The sequence below is a fragment of the Nocardioides piscis genome, from assembly GCF_011300215.1.
GTDB lineage: Bacteria > Actinomycetota > Actinomycetes > Propionibacteriales > Nocardioidaceae > Nocardioides > Nocardioides piscis.
The window spans coordinates 2,171,807-2,186,667 of record NZ_CP049866.1 but is presented as its reverse complement, the minus strand read 5'-3'; the positions used below and the strand labels follow the sequence as shown (position 1 = coordinate 2,186,667).

At 70.8% G+C, this 14,861-nt stretch carries 23 protein-coding genes; 4 read left to right on the top strand and 19 right to left on the bottom strand.

The genetic code is table 11. The features are described from left to right. Positions 1–11 precede the first annotated feature (11 nt). Together G7071_RS10725 and G7071_RS19670 are read left to right on the top strand one after the other, a co-directional pair. A complete protein-coding gene (locus G7071_RS10725) occupies positions 12–227 on the top strand; it encodes a PLDc N-terminal domain-containing protein (protein WP_166318384.1) in 216 nt (71 codons plus the stop codon). Beyond that, positions 209–340 (top strand): hypothetical protein, encoded by a 132-nt coding sequence (locus G7071_RS19670; RefSeq protein WP_281351655.1) that lies wholly within the window; start codon positions 209–211, stop codon positions 338–340. The genes G7071_RS10725 and G7071_RS19670 overlap by 19 nt, the downstream gene beginning before the upstream one ends. Positions 341–369: 29 nt before the next feature. Here the strand turns inward: G7071_RS19670 and G7071_RS10720 are convergent, their stop codons facing one another. The 19 genes from G7071_RS10720 to G7071_RS10640 all read right to left on the bottom strand — a co-directional run bounded on the left by G7071_RS10720 (position 370) and on the right by G7071_RS10640 (position 13,549). Continuing rightward, a complete protein-coding gene (locus tag G7071_RS10720) occupies positions 370–1,032 on the bottom strand; it encodes a cation efflux transmembrane domain-containing protein (protein ID WP_166318381.1) in 663 nt (220 codons plus the stop codon). Further along, positions 1,029–1,367: an ArsR/SmtB family transcription factor gene (locus tag G7071_RS10715; RefSeq protein ID WP_166318378.1), complete on the bottom strand. Its 339-nt coding sequence runs from the start codon at positions 1,365–1,367 to the stop codon at positions 1,029–1,031. Before G7071_RS10715 ends, G7071_RS10720 begins: the two co-directional genes overlap by 4 nt. 86 nt (positions 1,368–1,453) lie before the next feature. Next, the gene (locus G7071_RS10710) at positions 1,454–1,699 is read right to left on the bottom strand and encodes a hypothetical protein (RefSeq protein WP_166318375.1); all 246 of its coding nucleotides are present in this window, start codon (positions 1,697–1,699) and stop codon (positions 1,454–1,456) included. Then, positions 1,692–2,246, bottom strand: coding sequence for a VanZ family protein (locus tag G7071_RS10705; protein ID WP_166318372.1), 555 nt, complete (start codon positions 2,244–2,246; stop codon positions 1,692–1,694). The genes G7071_RS10710 and G7071_RS10705 overlap by 8 nt, the downstream gene beginning before the upstream one ends. Before the next feature lie 30 nt (positions 2,247–2,276). Then, on the bottom strand, positions 2,277–2,594 hold the full coding sequence (locus tag G7071_RS19260; RefSeq protein WP_246209943.1) for a beta/alpha barrel domain-containing protein: 318 nt from the start codon (positions 2,592–2,594) through the stop codon (positions 2,277–2,279). Further along, positions 2,591–3,451: an NADH:flavin oxidoreductase gene (locus G7071_RS10700; protein ID WP_246209942.1), complete on the bottom strand. Its 861-nt coding sequence runs from the start codon at positions 3,449–3,451 to the stop codon at positions 2,591–2,593. Before G7071_RS10700 ends, G7071_RS19260 begins: the two co-directional genes overlap by 4 nt. Beyond that, complete coding sequence (locus tag G7071_RS10695) at positions 3,448–4,113, bottom strand: YdeI/OmpD-associated family protein (protein ID WP_206062768.1); 666 nt, start codon at positions 4,111–4,113, stop codon at positions 3,448–3,450. The genes G7071_RS10700 and G7071_RS10695 overlap by 4 nt, the downstream gene beginning before the upstream one ends. A gap of 29 nt (positions 4,114–4,142) precedes the next feature. Then, on the bottom strand, positions 4,143–4,865 hold the full coding sequence (locus G7071_RS19255) for a hypothetical protein (protein WP_246209941.1): 723 nt from the start codon (positions 4,863–4,865) through the stop codon (positions 4,143–4,145). Then, a complete protein-coding gene (locus G7071_RS19250; RefSeq protein ID WP_246209940.1) occupies positions 4,862–5,374 on the bottom strand; it encodes a hypothetical protein in 513 nt (170 codons plus the stop codon). Before G7071_RS19250 ends, G7071_RS19255 begins: the two co-directional genes overlap by 4 nt. 1 nt (position 5,375) lies before the next feature. Continuing rightward, positions 5,376–5,756 carry a carboxymuconolactone decarboxylase family protein gene (locus G7071_RS10685; protein WP_166318366.1) on the bottom strand — a complete coding sequence of 127 codons (381 nt, stop codon included), beginning with the start codon at positions 5,754–5,756 and terminating at the stop codon, positions 5,376–5,378. Further along, entirely contained in the window at positions 5,756–6,646 is an 891-nt protein-coding gene (locus G7071_RS10680; RefSeq protein WP_166318363.1) for an NAD(P)-dependent oxidoreductase, read from the bottom strand. Before G7071_RS10680 ends, G7071_RS10685 begins: the two co-directional genes overlap by 1 nt. Beyond that, the gene (locus tag G7071_RS10675; protein ID WP_166318360.1) at positions 6,643–7,401 is read right to left on the bottom strand and encodes an SDR family oxidoreductase; all 759 of its coding nucleotides are present in this window, start codon (positions 7,399–7,401) and stop codon (positions 6,643–6,645) included. Before G7071_RS10675 ends, G7071_RS10680 begins: the two co-directional genes overlap by 4 nt. After that, positions 7,398–8,873, bottom strand: a complete 1,476-nt coding sequence (locus G7071_RS10670) for an aldehyde dehydrogenase (RefSeq protein WP_166318357.1) — start codon at positions 8,871–8,873, stop codon at positions 7,398–7,400. The genes G7071_RS10675 and G7071_RS10670 overlap by 4 nt, the downstream gene beginning before the upstream one ends. Beyond that, a complete protein-coding gene (locus tag G7071_RS10665; RefSeq protein ID WP_166318354.1) occupies positions 8,866–9,468 on the bottom strand; it encodes a nuclear transport factor 2-like protein in 603 nt (200 codons plus the stop codon). Before G7071_RS10665 ends, G7071_RS10670 begins: the two co-directional genes overlap by 8 nt. After that, on the bottom strand, positions 9,465–9,677 hold the full coding sequence (locus G7071_RS10660; protein WP_166318351.1) for a ferredoxin: 213 nt from the start codon (positions 9,675–9,677) through the stop codon (positions 9,465–9,467). The genes G7071_RS10665 and G7071_RS10660 overlap by 4 nt, the downstream gene beginning before the upstream one ends. Beyond that, positions 9,674–11,011 carry a cytochrome P450 gene (locus G7071_RS10655; protein WP_166318348.1) on the bottom strand — a complete coding sequence of 446 codons (1,338 nt, stop codon included), beginning with the start codon at positions 11,009–11,011 and terminating at the stop codon, positions 9,674–9,676. Before G7071_RS10655 ends, G7071_RS10660 begins: the two co-directional genes overlap by 4 nt. Continuing rightward, positions 11,008–11,787, bottom strand: a complete 780-nt coding sequence (locus tag G7071_RS10650) for an SDR family oxidoreductase (RefSeq protein ID WP_166318345.1) — start codon at positions 11,785–11,787, stop codon at positions 11,008–11,010. The genes G7071_RS10655 and G7071_RS10650 overlap by 4 nt, the downstream gene beginning before the upstream one ends. Next, positions 11,784–12,980 (bottom strand): cytochrome P450, encoded by a 1,197-nt coding sequence (locus G7071_RS10645; RefSeq protein WP_166318341.1) that lies wholly within the window; start codon positions 12,978–12,980, stop codon positions 11,784–11,786. Before G7071_RS10645 ends, G7071_RS10650 begins: the two co-directional genes overlap by 4 nt. Beyond that, positions 12,977–13,549: a TetR/AcrR family transcriptional regulator gene (locus G7071_RS10640; protein WP_166318338.1), complete on the bottom strand. Its 573-nt coding sequence runs from the start codon at positions 13,547–13,549 to the stop codon at positions 12,977–12,979. The genes G7071_RS10645 and G7071_RS10640 overlap by 4 nt, the downstream gene beginning before the upstream one ends. A 56-nt stretch (positions 13,550–13,605) precedes the next feature. Between G7071_RS10640 and G7071_RS10635 the strand changes: the two genes are divergently transcribed. Further along, positions 13,606–14,355, top strand: a complete 750-nt coding sequence (locus G7071_RS10635; protein ID WP_166318335.1) for a helical backbone metal receptor — start codon at positions 13,606–13,608, stop codon at positions 14,353–14,355. Beyond that, positions 14,352–14,843: a MarR family winged helix-turn-helix transcriptional regulator gene (locus tag G7071_RS10630; RefSeq protein WP_166318332.1), complete on the top strand. Its 492-nt coding sequence runs from the start codon at positions 14,352–14,354 to the stop codon at positions 14,841–14,843. The genes G7071_RS10635 and G7071_RS10630 overlap by 4 nt, the downstream gene beginning before the upstream one ends. Positions 14,844–14,861 lie beyond the last annotated feature (18 nt).

Here is a 14,861-nt window from a genome sequence, read left to right as displayed (position 1 = left end):
ACGGTGGGGTCATGGCAAAGAAGTCCTGGGCCGACATGACGCCCACCCAGAAGAAGCTCGTCGTCGTGGCCGGCGTCCTCGAGGTCGCGGCAACCGCGTGGTGCGCGAACGACCTGCGCCATCGGCCGGCGTCGCTGGTCCGCGGCCCCAAGGCGCTGTGGGGTCCGGCCCTGTCCGTGCAGCCCTTCGGCCCGATCGCCTACGTCGTGTGGGGTCGCAAGCGCTGATCGCCATCGCGACATCGCGCGACGACGGTGGCCGGCGAGCCCTGCGCCTGCACGACGGCATGCTCGCATGGCGACTCGCAGACCGCCCGGTGAGCGTCGAGGCGACCGGCTGAACCGCGATCCTCGTGGCGAGATGCCCGACTCAGGCGCTCTCGAACAGTGCCTCCGCCGAGCAGCAGGCGTCGCCGTTCCACGCATTGATTCCTTCGCGTACGGCGAGGGCGGCGATCCCGAGGGCGGCGACCGGGTCGGCCCACCACCAGTCCAGGAGGCTGTTGGCCACGAGGCCGACGAGCAGCACCGTCGACATGACCGCGCACAGCAGGGTCTGGCGCGAGTCGGCCACCGCGGAGTGCGAGCCGAGCTGGTGACCGGTCCGGCGCTGGACGAGCGAGACCGTCGGCATGATCAGCAGGCTCAGCGCGGCGATGACGATCCCCAGCGTGGAGTGAGCGGGCGCCTCCTGCCGGACGAGGCTGCTGATGGCGTCGTAGGACACGAAGGCCGCCAGGCCGAAGAACGAGAACGCGATGACGCGCAGTGCCGTCCTCTCGCGGTCCTCGGGCCGGGGGCCGGCGAACTGCCACGCGACCGCCGCCGCGGACGACACCTCGATCACCGAGCCGAGGCCGAAGCCGATCAACGCACTCGAGTCGGCGACCGCGCCCGCGAACAGGGCGGCCACGGACTCGATGAGGTTGTAGGAGATCGTGAAGACGACCAGCAGCCGGATGCGTCGACTCAAGGCCGCGCGCTGCTCGGCGGTGATGACCGGGTGGGCGTGGTCGTGGTCCTGCGTCGTCATGTCAGCACCGCTCCCTCGCTCGACTCGGCGCAGGCCTCGGGGTCGGTCAGCAGCACCAGGTCCTGGAGGTCACCCAGGGCGTGGCCCAGCCGGTCGTCGGCCAGCCGGTAGCGCGTCCGTCGCCCCTGCGGCTCGGCGACGACGAGGCCGCACCCGCGCAGGCACGCCAGGTGGTTGGACATCGACTGGCGCGTCACACCGAGGTCGTCAGCGAGGTCGGCAGGATAGGCCGGCGCCGTCCGCAGTGTCATCAGGATGCTGGCCCGCGTGGGGTCGGAGAGCGCGTGGCCGAAGCGGGCCAGGGCGCCGAGGGAGGTGGCGCCGGTGCTGATCATTGGTCAACCATACATCGTCGACTGTATTCACGAATCGCTGAACCAGGGGTGGGCTGAGCAGCATGCAGCCGATGGCCGGTCCCGGCTCAGCGGTCGATGTCATCCGATCCACTCAACCGGTCCCATGCGAGTCCGACGGCCAAGAAGGCACACCCGGCGAGCAACGGGACAACTGCGTAGGCGACCCACCCGCCCGGCGAGCAGCCGTCCCCGACGCAGGCGGCGGCCTGATAGATCCCCTGGATGATGCCGCCCACACCCAGCACCACGGCGGTCCACGACCACAGGCTGCGGTTCAGCAACACCCCCTGGTGGCGCAGGAGCTCACGCACGGTCGTGCCGCCACGGCCGGAGGACGAGCCCCAGCACCAGGCCGATCGCACCGCCGAGCACGGCCCCGGTGATGTTGTCGACGACATCGGTGACGTCGCACGCGCGATCGATGCGCGCAAGGGCGAGCTGGAGCGTCTCGATGGCCACGCTGTAGAGACCGAGGGCGACGAGGCCGAGGGGCGCCAGCAGCCAGCCGGCGCGCCAGCGCATCACCCCGAGGACCCACAACGCTCCGGCGGGGACGAAGACGGCGACGTTGAGCATGCGCTGGCTGCCGGACAGGATCCAGAATCCGTCGGGCGCCGGGCCGCCGTAGTCCATCGAGCACGTCTCGGGACGCGAGTCGGCCGGCACGACGCCGGGATCCCACTGAGCCGGCAACAGGGTGAGGACGCCGAGCACGACGACGGTCCACGTGAAGCCGGACAGCGCGATCGCGGTGACCCTGCCCAAACGGCCACTCAGGGCTCGGGCGACCAGCGCGAACACGGCGAGGGTGACCAACGAGGCCAGCAACATCACGCCTGTCCCGCCGATGGTCACCACCGGGCGAGGGTATCGACCCGGGGGCGACGCCTAACCGACCTCGGTGCAGCGCGTCCCGCCGTCGGCATAGATCGTCGGCATGCACCGGTTGCAGTGGGTGCAGAGGCCGGTCGTGGTCTCCCCCGCCGACAGCCGCGCGACCAGGTCGGGCTCGATGAGGAGCGCGCGGCCCATCGCGACATAGTCGAAGCCGTCGACCATTGCCTGCTGCATCGTCTCGAGCCGGTTGATCCCACCCAGCAGCATGAGCGGCATCGACAACCCCTCGCGGAATGCCAAAGCCTTGTCGCGGAAGTAGCCCTCCTCGAAGGCGTAGTCCTTGAGGAAGTGGCCACCCGTGGCCCTCATCCCCAGCGCACGAGCGGCGGCATCACCGCCGCGAACTCCGCGCGCGGGGGGTCCCCGCGGAAGAGATACATCGGGTTCATCAGCGACGACCCGCCACTGAGCTGCAGCGCGTCCAGGTGCCCGTCGCTCTCGAGCAGCTGCGCCAGCTCCAGCCCGGCCTGCGTCGTCACCCCGCCCTTGAAGCCGTCCGACAACGACACCTTCGCCGTCACCGCGGCCGCGTCCCCCACTTCTTCGCGTACGGCGCGCGCCACCTCCCTCGCCAGCCTGGCCCGATTGGCGAGCGGCCCACCCCACTCGTCCTTGCGACGGTTGAGCCCCGGCGCGAGGAACGAGGAGATGAGATAGCTGTGGGCCATGTGCAGCTCCAGCACGTCGAACCCGGCGTCGACGAGGACGCGGGCAGCGTCGACATAGGCGCGGGTGACCCGCGAGATGTCGGCCCGGGTTGCCGTGCGCACCATCTGCATCGACAGCGGGCTCGGCATCCGGCTCGCAGCGACGGCACGGACCCCGTTGGAGCGGCCGTTGGCCACCGGCCCGGCGTGGCCGACCTGACCGGCGATCGCGCCACCTTCGGCGTGCACGGCGCCGGCGAGGCGGGCCAGGCCGTCACGGGTGTGGGGCCCCACGACGAGGACGTCGCGGTGGGTGCGGCCCTCGGGGGAGACCGCGAGATAGGCGACCGTCGTCAGACCGACCTGCCCGCGGGCGAGGCGCGCGTGGAAGTCGATCAGCTCGTCGCTCACGCGACCGTCCGGCGTCCGGCCCTCGAAGGTGGCAGCCTTGACCACGCGGTTGCGCAACGACACCGGGCCCAGCGTCGCCGGGGCCAGGACGTCCGGAACCGATGTCATTCGAGCGTCCTTCCCGCCGCGTCGTCGGCGGCGCGGGCTGCCCGCTCGACCCAGCGCGGCGCCTCGCCATACCGCTGCGAGGGGATCAGCCGTCCGTGCGAGCAGTCCTCGATCAGCTGGACAAGCCGCTTCTCCCGGGTCTCCTCCCGCTTGGCCGAGACCACCCAGTTCTCCGCGACCTTGCGATAGGACGGGGTCGCCACCTCCCAGAAGGCCGCGGCACCTGCGTCGGCCAGCAGCCGGGCCCGCTGCTCGTCGTCGAGGGCGGCGGGCGCCTCATAGGCATAGATGCCCGACTTCTCCGGCTTGCGTCGCTCGAAGGCAGCCAGCCCGGCCGGATGCATCAGCCCCTCGGCGGTGAGGCGCTCGACGTGGGCGATGTTGACCTCGCTCCACACCGAGCTGGGCTTGCGGGGGGTCCACCGCTGGCGCCGGCAGTCGTCGTCGATGCCCTGGGAGACCGAGTCGATCCAGCCGAAGCACAAGGCCACCGGCACCGCCTCGGCCCAGGTGAGCCCCCGATCGGAGACGTGTCGCTTGCGCAGCCCCATCCAGATCTCGCTGGCGCTCTCGTGGTTGGCCTCGAGCCAGGCGCGCCACTCGTCGGCGTCGGCGAAGAAGATCGCCGGCCGCTCCTCGCTGCCCCCCGGAGTCCCGATCACCGAACCCACACTAGGCGCCCGGTGGATCCTCATACCGGCCAGATCGGCAGTGAGGGCCGGGTCTCGAACTGCCAGTCGGCGCCGGTGGAGAAGCGCGTCACCGCGACCTCGTCCGCCACCCTCGCCGGCTGGTCGCGGCGCACGACCCGCAGCGACCACTCCTCGTCCGTCCCGGACACCTCGACGTCGAGGTGCGGGTCGAGCGCCTGCACGGCCGCGGCCAGCGCACGGGTCTCGTCGGGACCGACGAGGTCGATCCACGCCCCGTCCTCGTGGGCGTCCCCCCGGCGCACGGTGACGGTGTCCGACCCGGTCTCGGCGGTGACGTAGGCGGCCGGGTTGAGCAGCGGGTGGAGGGCCAGCATCCGGCACGCTCGGACCTGAGTCCTCTCCGGACCCAGGTCCGAGTCGAGCGCCGAGGCGAGCCGCGACGCGGCCACGCCGGCGATCCCGATGAGCTGGCGGGTGGCGATCTCGCGCTCCTGAGCGGCGTCAGCCCGTCGGCGTACGGCGTTGCGGAACCCCAGCACCAGCAGGTGCATCTGGAGGCAGACCTCGTCGGCCATCCGCACCAGGGCCGCGTGGGAGAAGGCGCCGAAGTCGAGGTCGACGAGGAGCGGTCCGCTGTAGTCGACCGCACCCGCGTCGGAGTGCTCGATCGGGTCGAGCTCGACGGCTGCGGCCCTGGAGGCCGCGACCGCAGCGAGCCCGAAGTGGGCTTGTGCGGGTGGGTGCTCGTCGGCGATCTTCACCGTCCAGGCGCAGTGGGGGACCTGCCTGCCGGGACCCGCGGGGGCCGGTGGAGCGGCCGGACCTGGGCGCGCGCGTTGGTCGCGATGGCCGTGGCGTCGAAGGTGGGGTCCTCGATGTCGTGGCACATCGAGCGGACGTAGTCGGGTCCCATCGGTTCGACGTCCATCAGGGCGCCGCAGTGGTCGAGGTGGAACTCCCCGGACCACTTGTCGTGCACCGTGTAGCGAAAGTCCATGAACTGCGGTGGGGCACCGATGTCGAGCTGGAGCCCCTTGAAGATGGTCACCACGTCGTCGCCCTCGAAACCCAGGGCCCGCTGCATGCGCCGGGTGTAGACCGGGGAGGCGCTCGCCCACTCCTCGATCGCGATCTGGGCCATCTCCTCGCGGCCGAACGCCTGGATGCACCAGGCCATCCCGGAGCGGTCGATCAGCTGACCGATCAGCAGCAGCTCCGGCACGAGCCGCGCGAGCTCGTCCCGTGACAGGGAGGCATAGCGCGACGACACCTCAGCCCTGCTTCCGCTTGGCCCTGGCGATGGTCTCCTCGACCACGGTGCTGATCCTCGCCCCCTGCGGCCAGCCGGCGTAGTGGGACAGGAAGACGACGATCTCGCGCAACGCCTCGTCGTCGAGCTCGCCCTTGGCGTGGGCGGCAGGGATCTGGATGCCGAGCACGTCGGCCGCCCCCTGGCCCGCCAGCATGCCGATCAGCAGCAGCCGCCGGTCGCGGTCACTCAGACCGGGGCGCTGCCAGATGTCGCCGAAGAGGTGGTCGGCGGTCAGGGCGAAGAAGTCGCCCTCCCCGTCGGTCATCTCGAAGCCATAGACCTCTTCCATCTTCTCGAGCCCGCGGCGGCGGGCCTCGGGCAGATCGTCGAACTTGCCCATCACTTCTCCTTCGGTGGTCGAGGAGGCGCGCCAGCGCCGTCACGAAACCCGAGTCCGGGTCCGAGTCGCTCGAGCGCGAGCCGGGCGAGCGGGGTGTCGACGTCGAGGGACTCGGCCAGCTCCACCGCGAACGCCAGGTCCTTCTCCCCCAGGGCCCGCACGTGGCTGAACACGCCGTGCCAGAAGTCGTCCTCGGCCAGTGGGGCAGTCGTCTCCCGGTGCATGATCGCGCCCACGCCGCCGGTGATCGAGTCCGTATGGCGCACGACCTCCCCGAGCGCCCTGAGGTCGAGCCCCGCAGCCTCGGCCAGCCGCTGGGCCTCGGTGGCCGCGGTGAAGGCCACGAAGTGGAGCATGTTGCGCGCCAGCTTGAACCGGGTGCCGGCACCCACGGGTCCGGCGTGCACGACCTTGCTCCCCATCAGCTCGAGCACCGGCCGCACGCGGGCCACCGCATCGTCAGGACCGCCGACCAGGATGGCCAGGGTGCCGTCGGCCGCCCCGATGGCGCCGCCGCTGACGGGTGCGTCGAGGACGACGACGCCGTGGCCCTCGGCGATTCCTGCCAGCTGACCCGGCGTCTGCGGCGCGATCGTCGAGTGGACGACGACCACGGTCCCCGCCTGGGCCGAGCCGACGACGTGCGCGAGCACCTCCCGCACCTGCTCGTCGTCGCGCACCATCACGCACACCACCTCCACCCGGCTCGCGAGCTCGGCGACGGACCCGGCCACCTCGGCCCCGGCGTCGGCCAGCTCACGCAGTGGCTCCGGCGCGACGTCATGGACGACCAGGGACACGTCGGCGGCGGCAGCCAGGCGCAGCGCCATCGGCTTGCCGATCTGGCCCAGTCCGACGAAGCCGACCCTCAGCACGGCGGCCGGGGTCACGGGCGCCACGTCTGTCCGCCGTCGACGGCAAGGATCTGCCCGGTGATCCAGGCCGCCTCGTCGGAGAGCAGGAACAGGCAGGCCCCGACCATGTCCTCCGGCTGGCCCATCCGCTTGAGCGCGAGGTTCTTGACCAGCTCCTTGGCGGCGTCGCCGGCCTGGGTGCGGGTGGCCTCGGTGTCCGTGGGGCCGGGCGCGATCGCGTTGACCCGGATCCCCATGCCGCCGACCTCGTGGGCCAGCTGCTGGGTCAGCCCGTTGACACCCGTCTTCGCGAGACCGTAGAAGCCGGAGTAGAGATAGGCCGCGGTGCTGGACTGGTTGACGATCGAGCCGCCGCCGCGCGCCTGCATGGAGCGATAGACCGCGCGGGTCATCACCAGCGCTCCGTCCATGTTCACGCCCATGAACTTCTTGTAGTAGTCCCAGTCGACGGTGACGAGCAGATCGAACTGCATCGCGCCATAGATCGCGGCGTTGTTGACCAGGCCGTCGATCCCGCCCCACTCCTCGCTCACGCGCTCCACCATCGCCTGCGCCGACTCCTGCGAGGAGACGTCGGTGCGGACGAAGATCGCACTCCCGCCCGACTCGTTGATCGAGGCAGCGACCTTCTCGCCGGCCTCCTCGCTCACATCGGCGACCACCACGTCGGCGTCCTCCGCCGCGAGCGCCCGGGCATAGGCCTCGCCGATGCCCTGGGCCGCCCCCGTGACGACGACGACCTTGTCGGTGAACCTTTTCCCGGTGCTCACGAGCCGACTCCCTCGGCGATCGTCTTGGTCTCGAGGTACTCCTCGAAGCCGGCGACACCCATCTCACGGCCGATGCCGGACTGCTTGTAGCCCCCGAACGGCGCGTCGGGGCTGAACCACACGCCGCCGTTGACGGCCAGGGTGCCGGTGCGGACCCTGCGCGCGACCGCACGGGCACGCTCGATGTCGCCCGAGTCGACGGAGCCGGAGAGGCCGTACGGCGAGTCGTTGGCGATCCGCACCGCGTCGTCGTCGCCGTCGTGGGCCAGCACGACGAGCACCGGCCCGAAGATCTCCTCCTGCGCCACCCGCGACTCGTTGGTCAGGCCGGCGATGACGGTCGGTTCGATCCACCAGCCGCCGCCCCCGCGCTCGGCGACCTTGCCGCCGGTGGCGAAGGTGCCGCCGTCGGCCTTCGCGAGGTCGAGGTAGCGCACGATCCGGTCCCGCTGCACCCTGCTGATCACCGGACCACAGATGGTGCCTGGGTCGGTGGGGTCGCCGACCCCGATGGAGGACATGGTCGCGGCGGCGATCTCGACCGCCTCGTCATAGCGCTCGCGCGGCACGACCAGCCGCGTCGTGAGCGCGCAGCCCTGGCCCGCGTGCATGCACACCGAGAAGGCCGCGGTGCCGACCGCTCCGGCGAGGTCGGCGTCGTCGAGCACGATCGCCGCCGACTTGCCGCCCAGCTCGAGGAAGACCCTCTTGAGCGACGACGCGGCCGTCGACATGATCCGCTTGCCGGTCTCGGTCGAACCGGTGAAGGAGACCAGGTCGACACGGGGGTCGGTCGTCAGCGAGATCGCGACGTCGACGTCCCGGGTGGACACGACGTTGAGGACGCCCGGAGGCAGGATCTCGGCGGCGATCCGTCCGAGCTCGCACGCCACCCACGGGGTGTCGGGTGCCGGCTTGAGGACGACGGTGCAGCCGGCCGCCAGCGCCGGCCCGATCTTGGAGAGGTTGATCTGGTTGGGGAAGTTCCACGGCGTGATCGCCGCGACCACGCCGACCGGCTCCTTGCGCACGGTGCGGTGGGTGCGGATGCCCATCGGGGCCGCCTCACCGAGATCGGTCTCCCACTCGTAGGTCGCGGCCATGTCGGCCACCCACTTCAACCCCTCCACCGGCACGTCATATTGCGGGCCGGCGGTGAGGAAGGCGGGCGCTCCCACCTCCGCGGTGGTCAGCGCGCGCATCGACTCGCCCTGCTCGACCAGGGCCGCGTACAGCTCGAGCAGGCACCTCATGCGCAGGTCGTGGTCGGTGGACCAGTCGGTCTCGTCGAAGGCCCGGCGCGCGGCCCCGATCGCGGCCTCCATGTCGGCCTGGCCGGCGTCGGGCGCCTCGCCGATCTGCTCACCGGTGGCAGGGTTGTGGATCGGGTATGTCGATCCGTCGGCCGCCGGGGTCAGCTGGCCGTCGATCAGCAGCTGGGCGGGAGCCCAGTCGAACGTCGTGTCACTCATCGCCCACCACCGGCGGCCAGACGGTGCTCGGCAGGTCGGCGCGGCGGTAGTGCCCCGGCTGGTCCATGCCCTTGAGGCCCATCCGGTCGAGCAGCGGCTGCGGCGCCTTTCCGGAGCCGGCGAGCGTGAGGAAGGTATGTGCGGTGGAGCCGAGGTCGAACCAGTCGCGCTGCCACCCGATCTTGAGCTGACCGGAGTCGGCGCCGTCGCCCACCCTGACGATGCCGAACCAGGAGCCACCCAGTCCCAGGATCTGGTACTCCTTGCCGGTCTCGTCGTCGGTGATGCCGGCCTTCTGCTTCCAGAAGCCCACCACCATCCCGGTCGTCTCGTCGGTGACGGTGGCGACGTAGTCGTAGTGCCAGCCGTCCAGCCCCTGCATCTCGGTGCCGAGGGCCCAGTCGCGGATCTGCTCGCGACCCACTGCCATGAAGTGCTCGTCGGGGGTGTACATCCAGCCGTAGGTCGCGTCCTCGGCGTAGTGCTCGGCCAGGACGCCCCAGTCGTTCGACGCTTCGGCCTTCCGGTTGGCCTCGAGCCACGTCTGCCAGAACTGGTCGATCTCTGCACGACTGAAGTCGGTGCTGGTGCTCATGCCTGTTCCTCTTCCTCGATCGCCAATGCCATCGCCGGGCAATATCTGAGTGCCGACGCGACCTGCTCGCGCAGGGAAACATCTGGGTCGTCCTGCAGCACGACGACCTTGTCGGCGTCCTCGTCGAAGCCGAAGACGTCAGGCGCCTCGTGCTGGCACACCTGGTGGGCCTGGCACAGGTCGAGGTCGGCCACGACCCGGAAGCTCATGACCGCCTCCGGCGGTAGTAGGCCCGGCAGGGCTGCTGCAGCTGGATCACCATCTTGGACGTGTCGTCGCGGTAGCTCTCCGACGGCTGGACCAACTCGAACTCGAACTCGCGCAGCACCACCGAGAAGATCGCCTTGAGCTGCATCATCGCGAAGGCGTTGCCGACGCAGCGGTGACGCCCGGCGCCGAAGGGGATCCAGGTCCAGCGGTTGGCCAGGTCCTCCTGGCGCGGGTCGAGGTAGCGAGAGGGGTCGAAGCGCTCCGGGTCGGGGAAGTGCTCGGGGATGCGGTTGGAGACCCGCGGGCTCGCAGCCACCATCGTCCCGGGCGCGATGACGTGACCGGCCAGCTCGACCTCCTCCTGCACCAGGCGCAGCAGCACGATCAGCGGCGGGTGCAGTCGAAGCGTCTCCTTGAGCACCGCCTCCAGGCGCGGGATGGCGCGCAGCGCCTGGAAGGAGACCTCGGAGCCGTCGGCATAGAGGTCGTCGAGCTCTGCGGTCACGTCCTTGGTGATCTCGGGGTGGCGCATCATCTCGATCAGCGCCCAGGCGGCGGTGCCGGACGAGGTGTGGTGACCGGCGAACATCATCGAGATGAAGATGCCGGTCACCATGTCGGCGTCGTAGCCCACCGAGATCAGCACGTCGAGCAGGTCGCGCTCCTCCTTGGGGATGTGGCCCTTGGCCACCCGCCGCTCGATGATCGCCTGGATCTTCTCGACCAGCTCCTCACGGGAGGCGTCGCGGACCCGGAACGACTCGATGTCGGCGTAGGGATCGACGTACGCCAAGGCGTCGGTGCCGCGCTCGAGGCCGTGATAGATCTCGGCGAAGCTGCCGTCGAGCTCCTCGCGGAAGGGCTTGCCGATCAGGCACGCCGAGGTGGTGTAGATCGTCAGCTCGGCGAAGAAGTCGAGGAGGTCGATCTCTCCCTCGTCGCCCCACTCGCCGACCATGCGACGGATCTCGGCCTCGATCGTGGTGGCGTGGCCGCGCATCATGTCGCCCCGCAGTGCCTGGTTCTTCAGCATCTGCTGGCGCTCCTCGGGGCTGGCGTCGAAGACGACGCCCTTGCCGAAGATCGGGGTCATGAACGGATAGGCCGCCGCCTGGTCGAGGGTGGAGTCGGGTGCGCGGAAGAACGCCTCGTTGGCCTCGGCGCCGGAGACCATCACGACGTCCTTGTCGGCCAGCCGGAAGCGGCCGATGTCGCCGCACTCGGCCCGGACCCGCTCCAGCAAGGCGATCGGGTCGACACGCAGCTCGGCGAGGTGGCCGTGGCCGTCGTCGGGGACGGCGAAGGAGACCTCGGGGACGTCGGTGAGGGTCATCGTTCCTCCAGGGGCGCTTCGGGGGTGACTTCGATCAGGTTGAGGTGCACCCCGCGGGGCGCGGTGACCACGGTGGTGATGGCATCGGCGATCGCGGTGGTCGGCAGGAAGCCGCCGTGCCGGGCCTGGCCGAAGCGCACCCAGGCGTCGAGCGTGCGAGCGCCCTCGGCTGCGTCCCAGTCGCTCCCCATCTCGCTGGCCGTGGGGCCGGGACGGACGAGCGACGCGCGGACGCCGGTGCCCTCGAGCTCCATCTGCAGGGCGTGGGCCATGCCCTCGAGACCCCACTTGCCGGCGGCATACGACGCGACGAACGGCCGGGCGCGGACCGCGACGTCGGAGGACACGAAGAGGATGTCGCCGCGGCGGCGCTCGATCATCCCGGGCACCAACGCCCGGACGACGCGGTGGGCGCCGAGCACGTTGAGGTCGATCTCGGTCTCGAAGCGGCTCGTGTCCATCTCGGCGATCGCGCCGGGCCACACGCCGCCCGCGTTGCAGACGGCGATCTCGATCTCGCCGAGGTCGGCCGTCGCGGCCGCGACGAACTCGGCGACCGAGCCCTCGTCGGAGACGTCGAGGGGGTGCACGACAGCCTGGCCGCCTGCAGCACGGATCCGCTCGGCGACCTCGTCGAGCCGGTCGGTGCGGCGCGCGCCCAGCGCGACCGGGCAGCCGGCGGCGGCGAGCGCCTCGGCGGTCGCCGCACCGATGCCGGCGGAGGCGCCGGTCACGATCGCAGGCCTGCGCCGGGGGTGATCGGGATGCGGGGTCATCGCAGGGTCACCTTCATCGGGACGTGGGTGAAACCGCGCACGTTGGCTGAGTAGAAGCGGGCGCACGCGTCGTGGTCGATGTCGAAGTCGCTCACCCTGGCCACCAGCGACTCGAGCGCGATGCGGCTCTCCATCCGCGCGAGGTTGGCGCCCAGGCAGAAGTGGCGGCCACCGCCGAAGCTCAGGATCTGGCCGAGCTCGTCGGGGTCACGGTGCAGGTCGAAGGTCTCCGGCGTGGTGAAGACGCGGTCGTCGTGGTTGGCGGCGCCGAGGGCGAGCAGGAGCTTGGAGCCGGCCGGCGCCGTCCGGCCGTGCAGGGTGAGGTCCTTGACGAGCAGCCGGGCGACGAACTGGCTGGAGGTGTCGTGGCGCAGCGTCTCCTCGATCCACGGCGAGACCAGGGCCGGGTCGGCGAGCACCTCGGCCTGTTGCTCGCGGTGCTGGCTGAGGTGGAAGACGGCGTTGCCGAGCAGCTTGGTCGTGGTCTCGTTGCCGGCGACCACCATCAGGAAGAGGAACGCGTTGATCTCGTCCTCGGTCATCCGCTTGCCCTCGTCCTCGGCGTTGAGCAGCGCGGAGGTCAGGTCGTCTGCGGGGTTCCTGCGCTTCTCCGCGACGAAGGTCTTGTAGTAGTCGAAGAGGCTCATCGCAGCCTCCATCCCCGCCGCCGGCACGTCGCGGAGCCCGTCCTCGCGGTGGACGACCAGGTCGGCCAGCCGGCGGACCTCGTCGCGGTCGGCCACTGGGACCCCCATCATCTCGGAGATGACGTCCATGGGCAGCCGGCCGGCGAAGTCCATGACCCAGTCGAGCGATCCGCTCGCCAGCGCCTGGTCGAGGTAGTCGTCGGTGAGCTGCTGCACCCGTGGCCCCAGGTCACGCACCCGGCGCGGGGTGAAGCCCTTGGAGACCAGCCGCCGGAGCCGGACCTGCTCCGGCGGGTCCATCGCCAGGAACGACATCACCGTGTGCGCGTGCTCGTTCCAGGCGCTGGGGTCGAGCGAGACGCCCATGCGGTTGGAGAGGGTCTCGTCGTCGCGGGTGGCGGCGTGGACGTCGGCGTGGCGCGAGATCACCCAGTAGTCGTGCTCGACCTGGTGGAACAGCGGCGCCTCGTCGCGCAGCCGGGCATAGACCGGATAGGGGTCGTCCTGGATCGCGTGGTCATAGAGGTCGAAGTCGATCGCGGTCATGGGTGGTTCCTCATCAACAGGTCGACGACGTGGTCGAGCCGGTCGGCCATCTGGTCGGCGTCGAGGAGTCCCATCCCCGCCTGCAGGAGGGCGCCGGAGAACGCAAAGGTGAGCGCGTCGAGCAGGGCTGGGTCGGGTGAGCCACCGAGCGCCTCGGAGAACGCGCCGACGAACTCCGCACCGATGCGGATCCGCAGGCGCTCGACGTCCGGGTCAGCACTCAGCAGCGCCAGGTTGGCGGCGGCCGCGAGGTGGGGACTGTCCAACAGGGTCCTCGAGTAGTGCCGGACCACCACCTTGAGCTGCTCGGCCGGGGTGCCGGTCAGCTCCGGGGCCGGGTGTCGCGCGATGTGGCGCAGGTAGATCTCGGCGAAGAGATGGTTCTTGCTTGCGAGATAGGTGTAGGCCGTCGCCGGGCTGACGCCGGCATGGCTCGCCACCATCCGGATCGTCAGGTCGTCGGGCCCGACGTCCTCGAGCACGGCCTGCCCAGCCACCAGGAGCCGGTCGACGGTCTCGACCTGGCGCGCGTTGAGCCCGCGCCGTACGTTGGACACCTGACTGGACACCTGTCCACCATAGGTGGGCGACCAGCGTCCGCGCAAGAGGCACCTAGGCTCGCCCCATGCTGCGCGACGACCTGGGTGCTGACGTCCACCTCACCGCCCCCGCACGCCGGGTCGTCTCCCTGGTCCCTTCCCTCTCGGAGGCGATCGCGGCCACCGCGCCCGAGGTGCTCGTCGGCGCGACCGACTGGTGCACCCACCCCGCCGACCTGGACGTCCGCCGGGTCCGCGGCACCAAGAACCCCGACCTGACCGCCATCCGCGACCTGACCCCCGACCTCGTGATCGCCAACCAGGAGGAGAACCGAGAGCTCGACGTGTGCCGACTGCGTGACTCCGGCGTCGCGGTGTGGGTCACCCGGATCGAGACCGTCACCGAGGCGCTCGACTCGATGGAACGACTCCTCGTCGAGGCGCTGGGCGTCGCCGTCCCCGACTGGCTCGGGCGGGCGCGCGAGCTGTGGGGTGGGCCGCCGGCGCCGCCACGGGCACGCACTGCCGTACCCATCTGGCGCGATCCGTGGATGGTCGTCGGCTCCTCGAACTACACCGGCGACCTCCTCGAGCGGGCCGGCCTCCCCCACGTCTTCGCCGACCACCCGGGGCGCTATCCGGCAGTGTCGGTCGACGAGATCGAGGCGGCAGGACCCGACGTGGTGCTGCTTCCGGACGAGCCCTACGAGTTCACGGCCGATGACGGGCCCGAGGCCTTCACGTGTCCGACGCAGCTCGTCTCGGGACGACTGCTGACCTGGTACGGCCCAGCGATGGTCGAGGCCCACGCCGTCCTCGCTAACCTCCGGCCATGAGCCGCGACCCGATCACCGACGCCCACCGCCAGTGGGTCGCCCACGGCTGGGACGACGCCGCCGACGGGATGGCGATGGTGACGTCGGTGGTGCGAGTCCAGCAGCTGCTGATGGAGCGCATCGACGCGGCCCTGCGCCCGCTCGACCTGACCTTCGCCCGCTACGAGGTCCTTCGGCTGCTGTCGTTCGTCCGCAGCGGCGAGCTGCCGATGGCGCGGCTGGGCTCGTTGCTCCAGGTGCACCCGACCAGCGTCACCAGCGCCGTCACGCGCCTCGAGCGCCAGGGACACGTCGAGCGCCGTCGCGGCCAGGACGACGGCCGGGTGGTGCTGGCGACCATCACGACGTCGGGACGCGACGTCGTGGAGCGGGCCACAGACGCCCTCAACGCGCACGTCTTCACCGAGCCGGGACTGCCCGCCGACGAGGTGCGCCGCCTGACCGAGGCGCTGACCTCGCTGCGCGCCGGCCTGGGCGAGCAGCTGTAGGTCGACTACTTCCAAGTA